Annotated in this window: 17 protein-coding genes; 4 read left to right on the top strand and 13 right to left on the bottom strand. The window is 74.1% G+C overall.

What is annotated here, in order from left to right:
• Nucleotides 1–241: 241 nt before the first annotated feature.
• The 4 genes from KBZ10_RS23065 to deoC form a co-directional block, all read right to left on the bottom strand.
• A complete protein-coding gene (locus KBZ10_RS23065) occupies nucleotides 242–961 on the bottom strand; it encodes an ATP-binding protein (RefSeq protein ID WP_210989616.1) in 720 nt (239 codons plus the stop codon).
• Nucleotides 962–1,411: 450 nt separating this feature from the next.
• Nucleotides 1,412–2,353, bottom strand: coding sequence for an aldehyde dehydrogenase family protein (locus tag KBZ10_RS23060; protein ID WP_210989615.1), 942 nt, complete (start codon nucleotides 2,351–2,353; stop codon nucleotides 1,412–1,414).
• A complete protein-coding gene (locus KBZ10_RS23055; protein ID WP_210989614.1) occupies nucleotides 2,346–3,875 on the bottom strand; it encodes an aldehyde dehydrogenase family protein in 1,530 nt (509 codons plus the stop codon). Before KBZ10_RS23055 ends, KBZ10_RS23060 begins: the two co-directional genes overlap by 8 nt.
• A gap of 5 nt (nucleotides 3,876–3,880) precedes the next feature.
• Complete coding sequence (deoC, locus tag KBZ10_RS23050) at nucleotides 3,881–4,891, bottom strand: deoxyribose-phosphate aldolase (protein ID WP_210989640.1); 1,011 nt, start codon at nucleotides 4,889–4,891, stop codon at nucleotides 3,881–3,883.
• A gap of 403 nt (nucleotides 4,892–5,294) precedes the next feature.
• On the opposite strand from deoC, the gene KBZ10_RS23045 reads away from it, so the two are divergent.
• Nucleotides 5,295–5,933, top strand: coding sequence for a PH domain-containing protein (locus KBZ10_RS23045; RefSeq protein WP_210989613.1), 639 nt, complete (start codon nucleotides 5,295–5,297; stop codon nucleotides 5,931–5,933).
• A gap of 489 nt (nucleotides 5,934–6,422) precedes the next feature.
• On the opposite strand, the gene KBZ10_RS23040 is transcribed toward KBZ10_RS23045, so the two are convergent.
• From KBZ10_RS23040 to KBZ10_RS23030, 3 genes are all read right to left on the bottom strand, one after another.
• Nucleotides 6,423–8,138, bottom strand: coding sequence for a phospho-sugar mutase (locus KBZ10_RS23040; RefSeq protein WP_210989612.1), 1,716 nt, complete (start codon nucleotides 8,136–8,138; stop codon nucleotides 6,423–6,425).
• Nucleotides 8,139–8,853: 715 nt separating this feature from the next.
• Nucleotides 8,854–9,699 carry a purine-nucleoside phosphorylase gene (locus KBZ10_RS23035; RefSeq protein ID WP_210989611.1) on the bottom strand — a complete coding sequence of 282 codons (846 nt, stop codon included), beginning with the start codon at nucleotides 9,697–9,699 and terminating at the stop codon, nucleotides 8,854–8,856.
• A 406-nt stretch (nucleotides 9,700–10,105) separates the two neighbouring features.
• A complete protein-coding gene (locus tag KBZ10_RS23030) occupies nucleotides 10,106–10,543 on the bottom strand; it encodes a gamma-glutamylcyclotransferase (RefSeq protein WP_210989610.1) in 438 nt (145 codons plus the stop codon).
• Between the two features lie 120 nt (nucleotides 10,544–10,663).
• Here KBZ10_RS23030 and KBZ10_RS23025 point away from each other — a divergent pair, with 120 nt between their 5' ends.
• Both KBZ10_RS23025 and KBZ10_RS23020 read left to right on the top strand, forming a co-directional pair.
• Nucleotides 10,664–12,112, top strand: coding sequence for an NAD(P)H-quinone dehydrogenase (locus KBZ10_RS23025; RefSeq protein ID WP_210989609.1), 1,449 nt, complete (start codon nucleotides 10,664–10,666; stop codon nucleotides 12,110–12,112).
• A 124-nt stretch (nucleotides 12,113–12,236) separates the two neighbouring features.
• Nucleotides 12,237–13,232 carry a DeoR/GlpR family DNA-binding transcription regulator gene (locus KBZ10_RS23020; protein ID WP_210989608.1) on the top strand — a complete coding sequence of 332 codons (996 nt, stop codon included), beginning with the start codon at nucleotides 12,237–12,239 and terminating at the stop codon, nucleotides 13,230–13,232.
• A gap of 66 nt (nucleotides 13,233–13,298) precedes the next feature.
• On the opposite strand, the gene KBZ10_RS23015 is transcribed toward KBZ10_RS23020, so the two are convergent.
• Nucleotides 13,299–13,886: a TetR/AcrR family transcriptional regulator gene (locus tag KBZ10_RS23015; RefSeq protein WP_247702830.1), complete on the bottom strand. Its 588-nt coding sequence runs from the start codon at nucleotides 13,884–13,886 to the stop codon at nucleotides 13,299–13,301.
• A gap of 232 nt (nucleotides 13,887–14,118) precedes the next feature.
• The gene (locus tag KBZ10_RS23010) at nucleotides 14,119–15,882 is read right to left on the bottom strand and encodes a biotin carboxylase N-terminal domain-containing protein (protein WP_210989607.1); all 1,764 of its coding nucleotides are present in this window, start codon (nucleotides 15,880–15,882) and stop codon (nucleotides 14,119–14,121) included.
• Nucleotides 15,883–16,267: 385 nt separating this feature from the next.
• Here KBZ10_RS23010 and KBZ10_RS23005 point away from each other — a divergent pair, with 385 nt between their 5' ends.
• Nucleotides 16,268–16,798, top strand: coding sequence for a hypothetical protein (locus tag KBZ10_RS23005; protein WP_307847563.1), 531 nt, complete (start codon nucleotides 16,268–16,270; stop codon nucleotides 16,796–16,798).
• Nucleotides 16,799–16,832: 34 nt separating this feature from the next.
• Here KBZ10_RS23005 and KBZ10_RS23000 read toward each other — a convergent pair whose 3' ends face one another.
• The 4 genes from KBZ10_RS23000 to KBZ10_RS22990 form a co-directional block, all read right to left on the bottom strand.
• On the bottom strand, nucleotides 16,833–17,474 hold the full coding sequence (locus KBZ10_RS23000; RefSeq protein WP_210989606.1) for a nucleoside triphosphate pyrophosphatase: 642 nt from the start codon (nucleotides 17,472–17,474) through the stop codon (nucleotides 16,833–16,835).
• A gap of 42 nt (nucleotides 17,475–17,516) precedes the next feature.
• Nucleotides 17,517–17,651 carry a morphogenic membrane protein MmpB gene (gene mmpB / locus KBZ10_RS30115; RefSeq protein WP_282107870.1) on the bottom strand — a complete coding sequence of 45 codons (135 nt, stop codon included), beginning with the start codon at nucleotides 17,649–17,651 and terminating at the stop codon, nucleotides 17,517–17,519.
• An 86-nt stretch (nucleotides 17,652–17,737) separates the two neighbouring features.
• Nucleotides 17,738–17,944 (bottom strand): acyl-CoA carboxylase subunit epsilon, encoded by a 207-nt coding sequence (locus KBZ10_RS22995; protein ID WP_210989605.1) that lies wholly within the window; start codon nucleotides 17,942–17,944, stop codon nucleotides 17,738–17,740.
• A 106-nt stretch (nucleotides 17,945–18,050) separates the two neighbouring features.
• Nucleotides 18,051–19,640, bottom strand: coding sequence for an acyl-CoA carboxylase subunit beta (locus tag KBZ10_RS22990; RefSeq protein ID WP_210989604.1), 1,590 nt, complete (start codon nucleotides 19,638–19,640; stop codon nucleotides 18,051–18,053).
• Nucleotides 19,641–19,694: the final 54 nt, after the last annotated feature.

Genomic DNA, 19,694 nt, shown 5'->3' with positions numbered 1-19,694 from the left:
GCTTCGTCATGTCCCCGTGTTCCCGTGTTCCCGTGTTCCCGTGTCCCCGTGTCCCTGCGTCCTGTGCCTCTGTGCCTCCGTGCTCGGTGTTTCCGTGGCGCCGGGGCGCGATCGGCCGACGGCCCCGCCGTCCGGTGCCCGCCTGCGCTCCGCTGCCCGGCATCGCCGGGCGCGTGAGGCCGTGCCCGCTCCCGCCGGTGCCGTCACCGCGCTCCGGCGGACGCCCGCAGGGTGAACGCCCCTATGCTCCCGGGCCGGCCGGGCCCGCCGGGGCCACGGAACGGGCCGGTGCCGGACGCGGGGCGGGAACGGTGGCGGTCCCGGGGGAGACGGCACGCCCGGCGGCCGGGACGCGGTCCGCCGCGGCCGCCGTGATCCGGGCCAGGGCCTCGTCCCGGCCGCAGGGGTGGGCGCCCAGCGCCGACTGCCGGGCCACGATGCCGCGTTCGGCCCGCATCAGCCGCCAACCCCGCCGCAGCAGGACGGCAGCGGATTTGCGGCCCTCCCGCAGATCCCGCAGCAGCCGCCGACGGAAGGTGGTGGACGGCCGGCCGTGCAGGCACAGGGCGTCCGCCAGCACCCCTTCCACGCGGCAGCGTCCGATGATGTCGGCGGCGAAGATGCCCTCCGCGACGAACAGGGGCGCGTCACCGATGCCGAGGGTCTCCTCGCCCGTCCGCGAACTCGTCGCGATGTCGTACACCGGGACGGCCGCCCGGCCGGTGCGGCACAGCGCCGTCACCGCGGCGACCGCCGCGTCCGCGTCCCAGGAGAGCGGTGAGTCCCAGTCGGTGCCGCTGCCGTCCGGGAGCCGGGGCAGGGCCGGGTCGCCGGTCTCACGGTAGAAGTCGTCGAGACGCAGGACGGGCAGGCCGGTGCGGGCGGCGAGGGAGGACTTGCCGGAACCGGAGGGCCCGGTCAGGAGGACGACACGGGCGAGGAGGCGCGGTTGGCGGTTCACGGAACGCCATTCTCCCGCATGGCGCGGCCCCGCGGGCAGGGGGACGGGACGGCGACTTTCCGTGGCGCGCGGGCCACCCGGCGTGCCGGGGGAGCGGGAAGCGGAACCGCGGCGGGGTGCGTTCCGGGCGGCACGGCAGGGATCGCACGGGACGACGGCCCCGGGCGGGACGGCATGGTGCGGCGCAGCGGCGGGACCAGGACGGCGCGGCGGCAGGACGGCCTCGGGCGGGGTGACGGCGGGACAGCCGGACGGCAGGGTACGGGGCGATGGCATCGCGAAGACCGGCGGCCACGCGCGGCAGGCCCCGGCGGAACCGTAACAGCGGTTCCGCCGGGGCCTGTTGACCTGCCGGGCCTCCGGGCCCGCGGCGGGTGGGGCACCCGTGCACCCGTGGACCGGCGCCCGTGCACGACGGGCGGGGCGGGCGGGGCGCGGGACCCCGCCCGGTCAGACGCCCATCGGATGCCAGACCGTCTTCGTCTCCACGAAGGTCAGCAGCCGGTCCGTGCCCGGGTCGGCCGCCCAGTCCGTACCGGCCGCTGGGCGGAGCACCCGCTTGAGGTTGTCGGCCGCGGCCGTCTCCAGCTCCTTCGCCAGGCCGGTGTCCGCGCCGGCCAGGTCGATCGCGTTGACGTCCTGGTGGGCGGCGAGTGGCGCGGCGATCTCCGCGGTGCGGCCGGAGAGGAGGTTGACGACCCCGCCCGGCAGATCGGACGTGGCCAGTACCTCGCCCAGGGAGAGCGCCGGGAGCGGAGCCCGTTCGGACGCCACGACCACGGCCGTGTTGCCGGTGACGATCACCGGGGCGAGCACCGACACCAGCCCGAGGAACGACGACTCGCCCGGCGCCAGCACCGCCACGACCCCGGTCGGCCCCGGCGTGGAGAGGTTGAAGTACGGGCCGGCGACGGGGTTGGCCGCGCCGGCGATCTGGGCGACCTTGTCGGACCAGCCCGCGTACCAGACCCAGCGGTCGACCGCCGCGTCCACCCGCGCCGCCGCCTTCGTCTTCGACAGGCCTTCCGCGGCGGCCACTTCGGCGGTGAACTGGTCGCGCCGCCCCTCCAGCATCTCGGCGATCCGGTAGAGGATCTGGCCCCGGTTGTAGGCCGTGGCGCCGGACCAGCCGGGGAACGCCTTTCGGGCCGCGACGACCGCGTCCCGCGCGTCCTTGCGGGAGGACAGGGGCGCGTTCGCCAGCCAGTTGCCCTTGCCGTCGGTCACCTCGTACACCCGTCCGCTCTCGGAGCGGGGGAACCTCCCCCCGACGAACAGCTTGTAGGTCTTGAGAACGCTCAGCCGCGCGGCGCGCTCTCCGCCGCCCCTGCCGGAGTTCCGGGAAGCCCCGGATACCCCGGTCGCCTCGGTCGCGTCGGTCGCATCAGACATCGAGATATGCCTCCAGGCCGTGGCGTCCGCCCTCGCGGCCGTAGCCGGACTCCTTGTAGCCGCCGAACGGCGAGGCGGGGTCGAACTTGTTGAACGTATTGGCCCAGACGACGCCCGCGCGGAGCTTCTCGGCCGTCCACAGGATGCGCGAGCCCTTCTCCGTCCAGATGCCGGCGGAGAGCCCGTACGGGGTGTTGTTGGCCTTCTCCACGGCCTCCGCCGGGGTGCGGAAGGTCAGCACCGACAGCACCGGGCCGAAGATCTCCTCGCGGGCGATGCGGTGCGCCTGGGTGACGCCCGTGAAGAGGGTCGGCGCGAACCAGTAGCCGGAGGACGGCAGTTCGCAGGACGGGGACCAGCGCTCGGCGCCCTCCTGCTCCCCCGCGTCGGCCAGCGCCCGGATGCGGGCCAGCTGCTCGGCGGAGTTGATCGCGCCGATGTCGGTGTTCTTGTCGAGCGGGTCGCCGACCCGGAGGGTGGCCATCCGCCGCTTGAGGGCGTCCAGCACCTCCTCCGCCACCGACTCCTGCACCAGCAGCCGGGAGCCCGCGCAGCACACGTGGCCCTGGTTGAAGAAGATGCCGTTCACGATGCCCTCGACGGCCTGGTCCACGGGCGCGTCGTCGTAGACGATGTTGGCGGCCTTGCCGCCCAGCTCCAGGGTGAGCTTCTTGTCCGTCCCGGCGACCGTGCGGGCGATGGCCTTGCCGACCTCGGTGGAGCCCGTGAAGGCCACCTTGTCGACGCCCTCGTGGGCCACCAGCGCGGCACCGGCCGTGCCGTCGCCCGTGACGATGTTGACGACGCCCCGCGGCAGCCCGGCCTGCCGGCAGATGTCCGCGAAGAACAGCGCGGACAGCGGGGTCGTCTCGGCGGGCTTGAGGACGACCGTGTTGCCGGTGGCCAGCGCCGGGGCGATCTTCCACGCGAGCATCAGCAGCGGGAAGTTCCACGGGATGACCTGCCCGGCCACGCCCAGCGGCTTCGGGTCGGCGCCGTAGCCCGCGTACGCCAGCTTGTCGGCCCAGCCCGCGTAGTAGAAGAAGTGCGCGGCCGCCAGCGGGAGGTCGGTGTCGCGCGACTCGCGGATCGGTTTGCCGTTGTCGAGGGACTCCAGCACGGCCAGTTCGCGCGAGCGCTCCTGGATGATCCGGGCGATCCGGAACAGGTACTTGGCCCGCTCCGCGCCGGGCAGTGCCGACCAGGGCCCGAAGGCCCGGCGGGCGGCGGCCACGGCCGCGTCCACGTCCTCCGGGCCGCCGAGGGCGACCTCGGAAAGCACCTCCTCGGAGGAGGGGGAGACGGTCGTGAAGACCTTGCCGCCGGCCGCCTCGCGGAACTCGCCGTCGATGAAGTGGCCGTACGCGGGCGCGATGGCGACGACCGAGCGCGACTCGGGCGCCGGCGCGTAGGCGAACGTGCCCCGGGGCGCCTGCCGCGCCGGCTGCTTGTCCACGGGCTGGGTGTCCTCGGTCGTCTGGGGGGTTTCCCGGGGGATGTCCCGGGTCGTGGGATCCGTCATGGGGCTCAGTCCACCGTCACGTAGTCGGGACCGGAGTAACGCCCGGTGCTCAGCTTCTGGCGCTGCATCAGCAGGTCGTTGAGGAGGCTGGAGGCGCCGAAGCGGAACCAGTCCGCGGTCAGCCACTCCTCGCCGAGCGTCTCGTTGACCATCACGAGGTACTTGACCGCGTCCTTGGTGGTCCGGATGCCGCCCGCGGGCTTCACCCCGACCCGCACCCCGACGGCGGACCGGAAGTCGCGCACGGCTTCCAGCATGAGCAGGGTGACGGGCGGGGTGGCGTTCACGGCCACCTTGCCGGTGGAGGTCTTGATGAAGTCGGCGCCCGCGAGCATCGCGAGCCAGGAGGCCCGGCGCACGTTGTCGTACGTCTGCAACTCGCCCGTCTCGAAGATCACCTTGAGATGGGCGGCGGTGCCGTCATCACGTCGGCAGACCTCCTTGACCTGCCGGATCTCCTCGAACACCTGGAGATAGCGGCCGGTGAGAAAGGCGCCGCGGTCGATCACCATGTCGATCTCGTCGGCGCCGGCCGCCACCGCGTCCCGGGTGTCGGCCAGCTTCACGGGCAGTGCGGCCCGGCCCGCCGGGAAGGCGGTGGCGACGGAGGCCACGCTGATCTCCGGGGCCCCGGCGTCGCGCAGCGCCGCCTTGGCGGTGCCCGCCATGTCCGGGTAGACGCAGATCGCCGCCACCCTGGGAACGGTGCGGTCCAGCGGGTCGGGGCGGGCCCCCTTGGCGCAGAGCGCCCGGACCTTGCCCGGGGTGTCCGCGCCCTCCAGGGTGGTCAGGTCAATCATCGAGATGGCCAGGTCGATGGCGTACGCCTTCGCCGTGGTCTTGATCGAGCGGGTGCCGAGGGCCGCCGCGCGGGCCTGCAGGCCGACGGCGTCGACACCCGGCAGGCCGTGCAGGAAGCGGCGCAGCGCGGCGTCGGAGGCGGTCACGTCCGCCATCGAGGCCAGGCGCTCCGCGGCCTCGCTGCCGTACGCGGGTACTGCGGGCTTGGGAAGCATGGTCACCAGGTGAGCATATCTACGCGCGTAGCGACTGTCACCCCCGGGGAGGGTGGTTCCGGACACCTCCCCGGACGCCCCGCCCCGCCGGGACGGGCAGGCGGCGGCCCTCCCTCACGGGCCGGGGGCACGCCGCCGCGGTCCCGCCGGCTCCGGCCCCGGTCCGGCCCGGTCCTGCCGCGTATCGCAGGGCTCCGGCGTCCGGCACCGCGAGGGCACGGGCGGGGCCGGGCCGGCGTGCCGCCGGGGCGGAAGGTGCCGTCGGCGATGTGATGCCCGTGGTGCCACGGCGGTGCCCCGGCCGCGATGCGCAGGGGCGCGGGGCGGCCCGCCCGGCCGTCCCGGCGGACGCCCGCCGACCGGGACGTGTGTCCAGCCCGGCCCGTCGGGCACAATCGCCCCCATGACGAGCCCGGACACCCCCTCCTCCCCACAGCCCGAGACCGGCCCCGGGTACGCCGACCGCGTCTACCGCTCCGGAGCCGCGCTGGCCGGCGGCGTGCTGCTGCTCGGCCTGGCCGGCTGGCTCGGCCTGGACGCGATGATCCGCGGTGAGGGGCGCGTCCCCTGGTTCGCGCTGGCCGGACTGCTGCTCGCGGTGCCGCTCATCATCGCCTTCACCTTCCGGCCCGCCGTGTTCGCGGGCGAGGACCGGATGCGGGTGCGCAACCCGTTCCGCACCATCACGCTGCCCTGGGGCGCGGTCGAGGGCCTGCGCGCCGGCTACTCCAGCGAAGTCTTCGCGGAGGGGCGGACGTTCCAGCTCTGGGCGATCCCGGTCTCGCTGCGGGCGCGGAAGAAGACGGCCCGGCGCGGCCCCCGGGGCGCCGCCGCCGCCGACGTCCGCGGAGCCACGCCCGCCGGGGCGGGACCGGACCGCGCCCCCGCCGACGCGGCCGTGGCCGAACTCGCGGAACTGGCCGAGCGGCACGCGCGCCGGGAGACGGCGCAGGGGCCGGCCGAGGTGCGCTGGGCGTACGAGGTGCTGGCCCCGGCGGCGGCCGGTGCCGTCCTGGTGGCGGTCCTCGCCCTGCTGGGGTGACGCGGGACGTCGCCGGCCTCCGGGCGGGCGAGTACGCGGCTGCCGGGCTGCCCGGGGCCGTTCTGCCACGTTCAGGACCGGCGAGCGGGGGACGCCGGCACGGGGCGGGAGCCCGGGCCGGACCGCGCGCGGAACGGCACTGTGGCTGCCGGACCCCGCGCGGGGTGCGCGGCCGTTCCGAGAAGCGCCGGTGCGGAGCGATGGCGCCCCCGTCCCCCGGCCCGTGCACCGCCCACTCGGGGCATCCGCACCGGCCCGGGGCCGCTGCGGTCCGGCGGCGGCCTCGCGGTGCTGCGGCACGCTCAGCCGGCCGGGCCCGCCTGCCGCCGTCCGCAGACGGAGCCGGGTGGCGGACGGGAGCCGGGCGGCGGACCGGAGCCGGGCGGCGGGACGGGAGACGGGTGGCGGGACGGGAGCCGGGTGGCGGACCGGAGCCGGGTGGCGGACCGGAGCCGGGCGGCGGGACGGGAGCCGGCCGCGCGGGCGGGGTCACAGCCCGGCGGCCGCCGAGAGGTCCACCTTGAGCCCGGCCAGGACCGCCTCCGCGGTGATCCGGGCATCGCTCAGCGCGTCCGGGGCGTCCACCGGTACGACGACCTCCAGATAACACTTCAGCTTGGGTTCCGTACCGCTCGGCCGGACCACGACCCGGGCCCCCTCGACCCGGCAGCGCCCGGCCGTCACGGGGCCGCCCGCGAGGGTGTAGCGCAGCCCGTCGGTGGGCGGCAGTTCCGCGCTGCCCCCGGTCAGGTCCTCGGCCCGGGCGACGGGGAGCCCGGCCAGCGTCCCGGGCGGCTGCGCCCGCAGCCGCTCCATGGCGTCGGAGATCAGCGACAGGTCGGTGACCCGCACCGACAACTGGTCGGTGGCGTGCAGGCCGTACTCCAGGGCGAGGTCGTCCAGGAGCTCGGTGAGGTCGCGGCCGGTCGCCTTCAGCTCGGCGGCCAGTTCGGCGATGAGCAGGGCGGCGGTGATGCCGTCCTTGTCGCGGACGCCGTCCGGGTCGACGCAGTAGCCGAGCGCCTCCTCGTAGGCGTAGCGCAGCCCCTCGACGCGGGCCAGCCACTTGAAGCCGGTCAGCGTCTCGGCGTACGGCAGTTCGGCCGCCGCGGCGATCCGGGAGAGCAGGGAGGAGGAGACGATCGTGGTGGCGAAGGAGCCGGCCGCCCGCTTGTGCACCAGGTGTTCGGCCAGCAGGGCGCCGACCTCGTCGCCGCGCAGCATCCGCCAGCCGGCCGGGGTGCCGGGCGCGGGGACGGCCACGGCGCAGCGGTCCGCGTCCGGGTCGTTGGCGATGATCAGGTCCGGGGCCGGGGAGGCGGCGCGGGCGGTGGCGAAGGCCAGGTCCATGGCCCCCGGCTCCTCCGGGTTGGGGAAGGCCACGGTGGGGAACGCCGGATCGGGATCGCCCTGTTCGGCCACGACGACGGGTGCCGGGAAACCGGCCCGGTCGAAGGCGGCGAGCAGAGTGTCGCGGCCCACGCCGTGCAGCGGGGTGTAGACGGCGCGGGCGTCCCGGGGGGAGCCGCCGGTGAGCACCGCGTCCGTACGGGCCAGGTAGGCCTCGACGATCTCGTCGCCGAGCGTCTCCCAGCCGGTCTCCGCGCGGGGCACGTCCGCCAGGCTCCGCACCGCCGCGATCTCGGCGGCGATCTCCGCGTCCGCCGGGGGCACGATCTGCGAGCCGCCGCCGGAATCGCCGCCGAGATACACCTTGTAGCCGTTGTCGCGCGGCGGGTTGTGGCTCGCCGTGACGGTGACGCCGGCGACCGCCCCCAGGTGCCGTACGGCGAAGGCCAGGACGGGCGTGGGCAGCGGACGGGGCAGCAGCGCGGCGCGCAGCCCGGCGCCGGTCACGACGGCGGCGGTGTCCCGGGCGAAGTCGGCGCTCTTGTAGCGGGCGTCGTAGCCGATGACGACGAGGCCGGGACCGCCGTCCGAGGACGCGGCCCGCTTGCGGAGATACGCGGCGAGGCCGGCGGCGGCGCGGATCACCACCGCGCGGTTCATCCGCAGCGGACCGGGGCCCAGCTCGCCGCGGAGGCCGGCGGTGCCGAACTGCAGCATGCCGCCGAAGCGGTCGGCGAGGGCCGCGGTGTCCTCCGCGTCGATGAGCGCGCTCAGCTCCTCGCGGGTCTCGGGGTCGGGGTCCTCGGCCAGCCAGGCTCGGGCCTGCTGGATCAGCTCCGCTGTGTCGCTTGCCACTGCCACGTGACGCTCCTGCTGTGTCGTGGGCGGGCCGGCCCGGTGGGAGGCGGGCCGTTCGCCCGGGGCTTCGGCCACTGCGCGCCGGTTCGGCGCGGCGGGGCCGGTGTACGGATCTGCGGTGTACGCGCTCGGTGTTCTGGTCTGTGTTGATCTGTGCTGATCTGTGCTGGGGGTGCGGGGTGCGGGGTCAGGGGTTGCTTGTGAGGTTGCGGGTTCCGTGTCCCGCGGAACGGGCCGGGACCTGTGGTCCGGCTCCGGGGCACGGCCTGCGGTGCTGTGACGGTACGGATCGGCGGGTGTGCGGGCGGGGCACCGGAGGGGCCGGCGGCCGGGCGCCCCGGCAGCGGATGTGCCGGGCCCGGAGCCGGGGACCGCACTCGGACGGCCCTCGGAACCACGCCCGCCGGGACCAGTACCCGGCTTGATCGCTCCTTACCGGTCCGCGGGCCGGTAAGGGGCCCGGCCGGCCTCGCTCCGGGGGAGCGCGCCACGGAGTGCACCGCCGCGGAGAGCGCCTGCCCGGAGCCCCCGTCCTCCCCTCCCGTCCTCGCGGTCCCTCCCCGGGGATCCGCGCCGCGGGACCCGTGCGGGCGGCCGTCCGGCTCCGGCCACCGCCGGGCCGCGGACGCACGCCCGGCCCGCAACGCGGCTCCGTGGATCTCACCGGCTCCGGGCCCCACGCCGTCCTCTCGGCCTCCTGTGCGCGGAGCGTTCAGAGACGGCCGAGGACCTGGGCGAGCAGACTGCCCATGCGGGTGGCCGAATCGCGACCCGCCTGGAGCACCTCTTCGTGGTTGAGCGGCTCGCCGGTCATACCGGCGGCCAGGTTCGTCACCAGGGAGATGCCCAGCACCTCGGCACCCGCCTCACGCGCCGCTATGGCCTCCAGCGCCGTCGACATGCCCACGAGGTCGGCGCCCAGGGTGCGGATCATGTTGATCTCCGCCGGGGTCTCGTAGTGCGGGCCGGGGAACTGCGCGTACACGCCCTCTTCGAGGGTGCTGTCGATCTCCCGGCACAGGGTGCGGAGACGGGACGAGTACAGGTCGGTGAGGTCGACGAAGTTGGGGCCCACGATCGGCGAGACCGCCGTGAGGTTGATGTGGTCGCTGATGAGGACCGGCTGGCCGGGGCGCATACCGGAGCGGAGGCCGCCGCAGCCGTTGGTCAGCACGACGATCTTGCAGCCGGCCGCCACGGCGGTCCGCACCCCGTGGGAGACGGCGGCGACGCCGCGGCCCTCGTAGTAGTGGGTGCGGCCGAGGAAGACCAGTGCGCGCTTCTCCCCGATCCGGTACGAACGGATCTTCCCCGCGTGCCCCTCGACGGCGGGCGGCGCGAAACCGGGCAGCTCGGTGACCGGGAGTTCGTACTCCGGTGTTCCCAGCGCGTCCGCGGCGGGGACCCAGCCGGAGCCCATCACCAGGGCCACGTCGTGGCTCTCGGCACCGGTCAGCTCGCGCAGGCGTTCGGCGGCGGCGGTGGCGTCGGCTGCGCCGGGTGCGCCGGGTGCGCCGGGTGCGCCGGAGGGCTGCGGGGAAGTCTCTGAAGCGTTCACGCGGACGAGGGTAACCCGGTTTCGCCTACGCGCGTAGACGTAGGGGGGTGACCCGGCGAAACTCGGCCATCCGGTGAGGGCTCACGGAACGCGGAACAGCCTCCCGGAGGAGGACGCCGGGACGGAGCCGGCCCCGGCCGCGTGCCCGGCCGTTGCGGGCTCCCGGCCCTCGGAGCCGGCCCTCCGGCCCTGCCCGCGCTTCCCGGAGGCCCACCGGCCCGGCGCCCGACCGGCCCCGGCGCGGGAGGACGCCGGCGCGGGATCCGGAACTCTTGCCCCGGCCCCGGCCCCGGCCCCGGCCCCGGCCCCGGCCCCGGCCCCGGCCCCGGCCCCGGCCCCGGACTCCCGGCCCCGGGCTCCCGGCCCCCGGCCGAACCAGGACCGGCCCGGCCCCGGCGGACGGCGTTCAGCAGGGCCGTTTCCGCAGCTCCATCACATAGTCGTGCGGCGCCCCCGCCGACTCCGCCGCGTCCGCGAGCTCCCCGAGGTAGCGCGCGGAGGGCAGCCCGCCCTCGTAGCCGTTGAGGACGTACAGCCAGGCCGCCTCCTCGCCGTCGAGCGTGTGCACCCGCACCCGCATCCGGCGGTAGATGTCGAGGCCGACGCCCTCCCAGCGGTCCATGGAGTCCTCGTCCATGGGGGCGATGTCGTAGAGCGCGACGAAGGTCTGCGCGCGCGGCGCCTCGACGATCGTCGCCAGGGCGCCTTCCCAGCCCATCTGCTCGCCGCCGAACGTCAGCCGCCAGCCCGAGAGCCAGCCGGTGCCGCGCAGCGGTGAGTGCGGGGCGCGGCGGGACATCAGCCGCGCGTCGAGGTTGCCGGCGTACGCGGCGTAGAGCGACATGACCACGAGGGTACGGGAGCCGGGCCGCGGGCTCGCGGCTTCGTCCGCACTCTCCGCGGCCCACCCGGATGCCCCGCCCCCCGACCCCCGGCCGGGAGGTCTGCGGACGGGTGGGTGACAATGGAGTACGTGACTCGGATTGTGATCATCGGTGGTGGACCGGGCGGCTACGAGGCGGCCCTGGTGGCCGCACAGCTCGGCGCGGAAGTGACCGTCGTCGACACCGACGGCCTCGGCGGGGCGTCGGTGCTGACCGACTGCGTGCCGTCGAAGACGCTGATCGCCACGGCCGAGGTGATGACGACCTTCGACTCCTCCTACGAGGAACTGGGCATCATCGTCGCCGACGACACCCCGCACGTGGAGCAGGCGGCCCGCGTCGTCGGTGTGGACCTGGGCAAGGTCAACCGCCGGGTGAAGCGCCTCGCGCTGGCCCAGTCCCACGACATCACCGCGTCCGTCACCCGCGCCGGCGGCCGGGTGCTGCGCGGCCGGGGCCGGCTGGAGCCCACGCGGGCCGCGGACGGCTCCCGCACGGTGACCGTGCGGTTCGCCGACGGCAGCGAGGAGTCCCTGGTCGCGGACGCCGTGCTGGTGGCCACCGGCGCGCACCCGCGCGAACTTCCCGACGCCCGCCCGGACGGCGAGCGCATCCTCAACTGGACCCAGGTGTACGACCTGGAGGAACTGCCCGAAGAGCTGATCGTGGTCGGCTCGGGTGTGACCGGTGCGGAGTTCGCCGGTGCCTACCAGGCGCTGGGCTCCCGGGTCACCCTGGTCTCCAGCCGGGACCGGGTGCTGCCCGGCGAGGACCCGGACGCCGCGGCGGTCCTGGAGGACGTCTTCCGGCGGCGCGGGATGAACGTCATGGGCCGCTCCCGCGCGGCGGCGGTGAAGCGCACGGACGACGGGGTCGAGGTGCGGCTGGCCGACGGGCGGACGATCACCGGCTCGCACTGCCTGATGGCCGTCGGCGCGGTGCCCAACACCAGCGGCATCGGTCTGGAGGAGGCCGGGGTCGCCCTCAGGGACTCGGGGCACATCCGCACCGACCGGGTCTCCCGTACCAGCGCGCCGGGCGTGTACGCCGCGGGCGACTGCACGGGCGTCTTCGCGCTGGCCTCGGTGGCGGCGATGCAGGGCCGGATCGCGATGTACCACATCCTCGGCGGCGCGGTCGCGCCGCTGGACCTCAAGACCGTCTCGGCGAACATCTTCACGGACCCCGAGATCGCCACGGTCGGCTACTCGCAGGCCGACATCGACAGCGGCCGCATCGAGGCCCGCTCCGTCAAGCTGCCGCTGATGCGCAACCCGCGGGCCAAGATGCAGGGCATCCGGGACGGCTTCGTCAAGTTGTTCTGCCGCCCGGGTACGGGGATCGTCGTCGGCGGTGTGGTGGTCGCCCCGCGCGCCAGCGAGCTGATCCACCCGATATCGCTCGCGGTCGACAACAACCTCACCGTGGAGCAGATCGCCAACACCTTCACGGTCTATCCCTCGCTGTCCGGCTCGATCGCCGAGGTGGCGCGGCAGTTGCACACCCGGAAGAGCGCGGGCGAGGTCTAGTGCCGCACCGGGCGAGGTCCGGCCGCGGTCCCGCATAGCAGGTGCGGGGGCTGCCTGCGGGCAACTTCTGCTATTCGGTGAAAACTGCTGAAAGCAGTTGGTCGATGGCGTTACTGTCAGTTTCGTGTTCGCTGCAGAACGTCGCCAATTGATCCTTGAAATGGTGCGTGCCAACGGAGCGGTGTCGCTCCGGGAGCTCGCCCGCGTCGTCCAGACCTCCGAAGTGACCGTACGGCGGGACGTGCGGGCGCTGGAGGCAGAAGGACTGCTCGACCGCCGCCATGGTGGTGCGGTCCTGCCCGGGGGCCTCAGCCGGGAGTCCGGCTTCCCCCAGAAGTCCCATCTCGCCAGTGCCGAGAAGACCGCCATCGCCGATCTCGCGGCGAGCCTCGTCACGGAGGGGGAGGCGATCGTCGTCGGTGCGGGTACCACCACCCAGGAACTGGCCCGCAGGCTCGCCCGCGTCCCGGGTCTGACCGTCGTCACCAACTCCCTGCTCGTCGCCCAGGCCCTGGCACACGCCAACCGGGTCGAAGTCGTCATGACGGGCGGCACCCTGCGTGGCTCGAACTACGCCCTGGTCGGCAGCGGAGCCGAGCAGTCCCTGCAGGGACTGCGGGTCTCCCGCGCCTTCCTGTCCGGCAGCGGGCTGACCGCCGAGCGCGGACTCTCCACCTCCAACATGCTGTCGGCGAGTGTGGACCGGGCCCTGGTCCAGGCCGCCGGCGAGGTCGTGGTCCTGGCCGACCACACCAAGCTCGGGACCGACACCATGTTCCAGACCGTGCCCACCGAGGTGATCACCCGGCTGGTCACGGACGAGCCGCCCGCGGCAGACGACCGGGCCGCCACCGAACTCCAGGCCCTGGCCGATCAGGGCGTGCAGATCGCGGTGGCCGGAGCCGGAGGCGGCGGCGCGGAGAGCGGTGGCGGCCGGGCCGGCCGAAGACCGCGCCGGATGGCCTCGCCGCCCCCCGCCGCGAAGAGCGACGAACTGCCCCTTCCCGGGCAGCGGCGGGCCCACCCGGCGGGCGGTCCGCCGCCCCAGCTGCGCGGCGCCGCCTCCCTGGTTGAACAGCCGCCGGGGAACGGCCGGGTGGCGGACCTGCGCCGCCGCTGAGCGGCGGGCGCCGACGCCGTACGGTGCCCGCCGCAGGGCGCGGCCCGGACCGCCGCGGCGCGCGGGTCAGGCGGCCGGGCGGAGGCCGTGGAGGGTGAGGGTGAGCAGCCGGTCCGCGAGCCCGGCGTCGCCGGGGCTCTCCTCGGCGGCGAGCGCGATGGCGTTGGTCAGCTGCAGCAGATCACCGATCGCCACCTCGGGGCGCACGCTCCCGGCCCGCTGGGCCCGGGCCAGCAGGGCGCCGCCCGCGGCCCGTACGGGCACGCTGCAGGAGGACAGTTCGCAACTGCCGTCCGGCGAGGCGGTCATCAGGGTGCGGGAGAGCCCGCGGTACGTGACGGCGTGGCCGATGAGGGCCCGCAGCCAGTCGAGGAGTGCGGCACACGGCTCCTCGGCGTCCAGCAGTTCCCGCCCCCGGGTCACCAGGGCGTCGGCCTCGCTCTGGAAGACGGCGCTGATCAGCGCGCGGCGGCTGGGGAAGTGCCGGTAGAGGGTGCCCACGCCGACACCCGCACGGCGCGCCACGTCCTCCAGGGAGGTGTCCGTGCCGTGTTCGGTGAAGGCGGACCGGGCCACGGTCAGCAGCCGCTCGTGGTTCCGCCGCGCGTCCGCGCGCATGGGACGCGCCGCCGTCCGCGCCGTCTCCGCCGTCATCGCCGCCGGTTCTCCCCTCGCTCTGCCGGCTGTGTGCGTCCCAGGATGCCACCGCCGGACGGATGGGTGACCGCCGAACGCCCCGGCTCGTAATCCCGGCCCGGTGCCCGGGCTCCGGCCCGGCCGGCCCGGTCCGCCCGGTCCGCCCGGTGGTCCGGGGCCCCGGGAACGCGGCAGCCCCGGCCGTCGGGCCGGGGCTGCCGTGCGCGAAGAATCCGCCGTGCGAGCGGGTTCAGTCCTTGATCTCGCAGATGGGGGCGCCGGAGGTGAGGGCTGTGCCGACTTCGGCGGCGAGGCCCTTGATGGTGCCGGAGCGGTGTGCGTTGAGGGGCTGTTCCATTTTCATGGCTTCCAGGACGACGATGAGGTCGCCTTCGGCGACCTGCTGGCCCTCTTCGACGGCGACTTTGACGACGGTGCCCTGCATGGGGGAGGCGAGGGTGTCGCCGGAGGCGGCCGCGCCGGCCTTCTTCCCGGCTTTCCGCTTGGGCTTCTTCTGTGCGGTGGCGGGGGCGGAGGCCATGCCGAGGGAGGCGGGGAGGGAGACTTCCAGGCGCTTGCCGCCGACTTCGACCACGACGGTTTCGCGGGACTCGGTCTCGGTGTCGTCGGCGCCGGGGGCGGCGAACGGCGGGATGTCGTTGGTGAACCCGGTTTCGATCCAGCGGGTGTGGACGGTGAACGGCTCCTGGGAGCCGTCGAGTTCGGGGGCGAAGGCGGGATCGGTGACCACGGCGCGGTGGAAGGGGATGGCGGTGGCCATGCCCTCGACGGTGAACTCGGCCAGGGCGCGGGCGGCGCGTTGCAGGGCCTGGCGGCGGGTGGCGCCGGTGACGATGAGTTTGGCGAGGAGGGAGTCCCAGGCGGGGCCGATGACCGAGCCGGATTCGACGCCGGCGTCGAGGCGGACACCGGGGCCGGAGGGCGGGGCGAAGGTGGTCACGGTGCCGGGGGCGGGGAGGAAGTTGCGCCCCGGGTCCTCGCCGTTGATGCGGAACTCGACGGCGTGGCCGCGCACCGGCGGGTCGTCGTAGCCGAGTTCCTCGCCGTCGGCGATGCGGAACATCTCGCGGACGAGGTCGATGCCGGTGACTTCCTCGGTGACGGGGTGTTCGACCTGGAGGCGGGTGTTGACTTCCAGGAAGGAGATGGTGCCGTCGGCGCCGACGAGGAATTCCACGGTGCCGGCGCCGACGTAGCCGGCTTCCTTGAGGATGGCCTTGGAGGCGCGGTACAGCTCGGCGTTCTGTTCCGGGGAGAGGAACGGCGCCGGGGCCTCCTCCACCAGTTTCTGGTGGCGGCGCTGGAGGGAGCAGTCGCGGGTGGAGACGACCACGACATTGCCGTGGGTGTCGGCCAGGCACTGGGTTTCCACGTGCCGGGGTTTGTCGAGGTAGCGCTCGACGAAGCATTCGCCGCGGCCGAAGGCGGCGACGGCCTCGCGGACGGCGGAGTCGTAGAGTTCGGGGACCTCGTCGAGGGTACGGGCGACCTTCAGGCCGCGGCCGCCGCCGCCGAAGGCGGCCTTGATGGCGATGGGCAGGCCGTGCTGCTCGGCGAAGGCGACGACCTCGTCCGCGCCGGAGACGGGGTCGGGGGTGCCGGCGACCAGGGGTGCGCCGGCGCGCTGGGCGATGTGGCGGGCGGCGACCTTGTCGCCGAGGTCGCGGATGGCCTGCGGGGGCGGGCCGATCCAGGTCAGGCCGGCGTCGATGACGGCCTGGGCGAACTCGGCGTTCTCCGAGAGGAAGCCGTAGCCGGGGTGGATGGCGTCGGCGCCGGACTCGGCGGCGGCCTTGAGTACTTTGGACATGTCCAGATAGCTGGCCGCCGGGGTGTCGCCACCCAGCGCGTAGGCCTCGTCGGCCGCGCGGACGTGCAGAGCGTCCCGGTCCGGATCGGCGTAGACGGCTACGCTCGCGATCCCGGCGTCCCGGCAGGCGCGGGCAACGCGGACAGCGATTTCGCCACGGTTGGCGATGAGCACCTTGCGCACGATGGCTCCCTCCTTGAAACAAGGCGAGTTTAGGGACTGCCGACACGCCATGCCGAGGCGCCCCAGGGGGTGACCTTCCCCACACGCAGGGTCAGGCTGCCGGTGTCGAAGTGCTGAAAGTCCTTGTCGTGCAAGGATAAGCGGCCCTTGCCGGGGGCGTGGTCGAGCGCCGGTGTGGGCAAGGTCTCTGTCGGTGCCGCAGGTGGCCGGGTGGGTTTTTTTGTGGACTCCCTACGAAGCCCGGGGGGAAACTTTGCCGGGTGATCCTTTCCTCCCCGCTGCCGCCGCAGACCCCTTGTCCTACGGCGTTACCCGTTAGTAGCGTGCCGCACGTCGTCTGATACTCGAAGTAACAGGCAGAGCGGTGGGAAGAGGGGTGGGTTCGGTGGCTCGCAGACCGGTGGCGCTCGTGGCGGCGGTGGTGCTGATGGCGGAGGCGCTGGGCATCGTCTGGCTGCACTGGTTCCTGGGAAAGGTCGTGGCGGGCCAGCGCATGTCGCTGGCGGGCCTCGACCCGGACCACATGTCGTCCGGCACCCTGGCGCTGGGCATCGGCTTCGGGCTCTATCTGTTCGCCTGCGGGGCGGTGTTGCTGCGCAGCGCGCTGACCGACCGGGCACCGGGCCGCTTCCCGCGCGTCCTGCTGATCGCCTGCGCGGTGGTGCACGCGCTGCTGGGTGCCCTGACGGTCGGCCTGGTGGGCTGGGGCGCGTTCGCCTTCATGATGCTCGTGTTCGGGCTGGTCGTGCTCTCGCTGATCGCTTACGGGGAGCCCGGCCGCGGCCCGGCCCCCGAAGCCGGGGCCGCGGGCGCCGCCGGCGGCGGACCCGCAGGGCCCGCCGGGCTCACCGGACCGGTCGGCACGGTTCCGGGGCCCCGGCCTCCGGTCGTGCCGGGAGACGCCGAACCGGTCTGAGCGGGCCGGGAGTCCGGCGCCGCGCTCCCGGGACTCAGACGGCCGGCCGCTCCTCCTCCCGCACCCACAGGTCCGTGATCCGCAGGTCCAGGTCGGCGAGGAGGGCGCGCAGGGTGGGCAGGGACAGCCCTATGACGTTGCCCGGGTCGCCGTCGACACCGTCGATGAACGGCGCCGACCGCCCGTCGAGCGTGAACGCGCCCGCCACATGGAGGGGTTCACCGCTGGCGACGTAGGCGGCGATCTCCTCGTCCGACGGCTCGCCGAACCGCACGGTCGTGGACGCGGTCGCCGACACCTGCCGTCCGCTCCGCGTGTCGATGACGCAGTGGCCGGTGCGCAGCACGCCCGAGCGGCCCCGCATGGACTTCCAGCGGGCCGTCGCGTCCTCCGGGCCGTCCGGCTTGCCGAGGGCCTGCCCGTCCAGGTCCAGGACCGAGTCGCAGCCGACGATCAGCGCGCCCGCGGCCTCCGCCCGGGACGCCACCGCGGTGGCCTTGGCCTCCGCCAGGAGCCGTGCGAGTTCCCCCGGGGACTGCGCGGTCAGCGCGTCCTCGTCCACTCCGCTCACGATGACCGCGGGCGCCAGGCCGGCCTGCCGGAGCAGGGCCAGACGGGCCGGGGAACGGGAGGCGAGGACGAGCGTGCGGCGGGCGGCGGATGCGGTGTTCTGCATGCGGCACAGCGTATAGAAGCGGCGGCGCGGGGGGAGACGGCCTCAGCCCTGGAAGCCCAGGACGAGCAGCAGGACCACGACGACCGCGACCGCGAGCACGCCTCCGGCACGCCGCAGCATCGCCTCGGTGTCGCGGAGGTCCCGGGACGGTTCGTCGGAGGGGTCGGACCAGAGCATACGTCCGATGATCCGGCGGAAACGGCGGTGCCGCCTGAGTACGGATACTCAGGCGGCACCGCCGTGCGGCACGGCCGGACCGCGCCTCAGCGCGGCCAGTACGAGCTCCGCCAGGCCGTGGGGCCGGGGTGCGGCAGCCCGCGGCCCGGCACGTTGCGTGCCGGGTCGGCCCATTCGTCCAGCTGCTCCGGCGCCTCCGCGGCGGACGAGGCCGCCGAGGCGCGTGCCCGGACCACCGCCAGTGCGGCGGCCAGCTCCTCCGGGGTCGGATTGCCCCGTACCACCTTGAACATCGCCGGCCTTCCTTTCCGTCGGTCCCGTTCCCCTGCCCGTTCTTCCGTGTACCCGCTGCCGTCCCCGCCGTCCCCGGGCCGTCCCGGCGGGCGGCGGGGCGGGCGGCTACAGCGGGATGTTGCCGTGCTTCTTCGGCGGCAGGGACTCGCGCTTGGAGCGCAGGGTGCGCAGACCCCGGGTGATGTGGCGGCGGGTCTCGGACGGGATGATCACCGCGTCCACGTAGCCCCGCTCGGCCGCGACATAGGGGTTGAGCAGCGTGTCCTCGTACTCGGTGATGAGCCGCTGCCGCAGCTCCTCCTGCGCCTCGGGCGTCTCGGCGGCGGCGAGCGTCCTGCGGTGCAGGATGTTCACCGCGCCCTGGGCACCCATGACCGCGATCTGAGCGGTGGGCCAGGCGAGGTTGAGGTCGGCGCCGAGGTGCTTGGAGCCCATGACGTCGTACGCGCCGCCGAACGCCTTGCGGGTGATGACCGTGATCAGCGGGACGGTCGCCTCCGCGTAGGCGTAGATCAGCTTGGCGCCGCGGCGGATGATGCCGCCGTACTCCTGCTCGACGCCGGGCAGGAAGCCGGGGACGTCGACGAAGGTGATGACCGGCACGTTGAAGGCGTCACAGGTGCGCACGAAGCGCGCTGCCTTCTCGGAGGCGTCGATGTCCAGGGTGCCGGCGAACTGCATCGGCTGGTTGCCGACGATGCCGACGGGGTGGCCCTCGACCCGGCCGAAGCCGGTGATGATGTTCGGCGCGAAGAGCGCCTGGGTCTCCAGGAACTCACCGTCGTCCAGGACGTGTTCGACGATGGAACGCATGTCGTACGGCTGGTTCGCGGAGTCCGGGATGATCGTGTCCAGCTCCCGGTCCTCGTCGGAGGTCTCCAGGTCGGCCTCCTCGGGGAAGGCCGGGGGCTCGCTGAGGTTGTTGGAGGGGAGGTAGGAGAGGAGCGCCTTGACGTACTCGATGGCGTCCTTCTCGTCGCCCGCCATGTGGTGGGCCACACCCGAAGTGGAGTTGTGGGTGCGGGCGCCGCCCAGCTCGTCGAAGCCGACGTCCTCGCCGGTGACGGTCTTGATGACGTCCGGGCCGGTGATGAACATGTGCGAGGTCTGGTCGACCATCACCGTGAAGTCGGTGATCGCCGGGGAGTAGACCGCGCCGCCCGCGCAGGGGCCGACGACCAGGGAGATCTGCGGGATCACCCCGGAGGCGTGGGTGTTGCGGCGGAAGATCTCGCCGTAGAGGCCGAGGGCGCTGACGCCCTCCTGGATGCGGGCGCCACCGGAGTCGTTGATGCCGATGACGGGGCAGCCGTTCTTCAGTGCGAAGTCCATCACCTTGACGATCTTCTGGCCGAACACCTCACCGAGGGCGCCGCCGAAGACGGTGAAGTCCTGGGAGAAGACGGCCACCGGGCGGCCGTCGACGGTGCCGTAGCCGGTCACCACGCCGTCACCGTACGGGCGGTTCTGCTCCAGGCCGAAGTTGGTGGAGCGGTGCCGGGCGAACTCGTCCAGCTCCACGAAGGAGCCCTCGTCGAGCAGCAGATCGATCCGCTCACGAGCCGTCAACTTGCCCTTCGCGTGCTGTTTCTCGACTGCGCGCTGCGAGCCGGCGTGCGTGGCCTCGCCGATGCGCCGCTGCAGGTCCGCGATCTTTCCCGCGGTGGTGTGAAGGTCGATTTCCGGCTCGGACATCGGGATGCGGCTCCTGCTCGTCCTGGTGGGGGTTACCTGGGTTACCGCCTCGTA

The sequence above is a fragment of the Streptomyces sp. F63 genome (assembly GCF_018070345.1).
Classification (GTDB): Bacteria; Actinomycetota; Actinomycetes; order Streptomycetales; family Streptomycetaceae; genus Streptomyces.
Note: the sequence above shows the minus strand (reverse complement) of the source record. Positions and strands in the feature narration are given on the sequence as shown.

Coding starts and splice junctions, on each gene's coding strand:
- KBZ10_RS22995 (WP_210989605.1), bottom strand. CDS start 17,944: ATGTTCAAGGTGGTACGGGGCAATCCGACCCCGGAGGAGCTGGCCGCC.
- KBZ10_RS22990 (WP_210989604.1), bottom strand. CDS start 19,640: ATGTCCGAGCCGGAAATCGACCTTCACACCACCGCGGGAAAGATCGCG.
- KBZ10_RS23045 (WP_210989613.1), top strand. CDS start 5,295: ATGACGAGCCCGGACACCCCCTCCTCCCCACAGCCCGAGACCGGCCCC.
- KBZ10_RS23055 (WP_210989614.1), bottom strand. CDS start 3,875: ATGACGGATCCCACGACCCGGGACATCCCCCGGGAAACCCCCCAGACG.
- KBZ10_RS23025 (WP_210989609.1), top strand. CDS start 10,664: ATGGAGTACGTGACTCGGATTGTGATCATCGGTGGTGGACCGGGCGGC.
- KBZ10_RS23060 (WP_210989615.1), bottom strand. CDS start 2,353: ATGTCTGATGCGACCGACGCGACCGAGGCGACCGGGGTATCCGGGGCT.
- deoC (WP_210989640.1), bottom strand. CDS start 4,891: ATGCTTCCCAAGCCCGCAGTACCCGCGTACGGCAGCGAGGCCGCGGAG.
- KBZ10_RS23030 (WP_210989610.1), bottom strand. CDS start 10,543: ATGTCGCTCTACGCCGCGTACGCCGGCAACCTCGACGCGCGGCTGATG.
- KBZ10_RS23000 (WP_210989606.1), bottom strand. CDS start 17,474: ATGCAGAACACCGCATCCGCCGCCCGCCGCACGCTCGTCCTCGCCTCC.
- KBZ10_RS23015 (WP_247702830.1), bottom strand. CDS start 13,886: ATGACGGCGGAGACGGCGCGGACGGCGGCGCGTCCCATGCGCGCGGAC.
- mmpB (WP_282107870.1), bottom strand. CDS start 17,651: ATGCTCTGGTCCGACCCCTCCGACGAACCGTCCCGGGACCTCCGCGAC.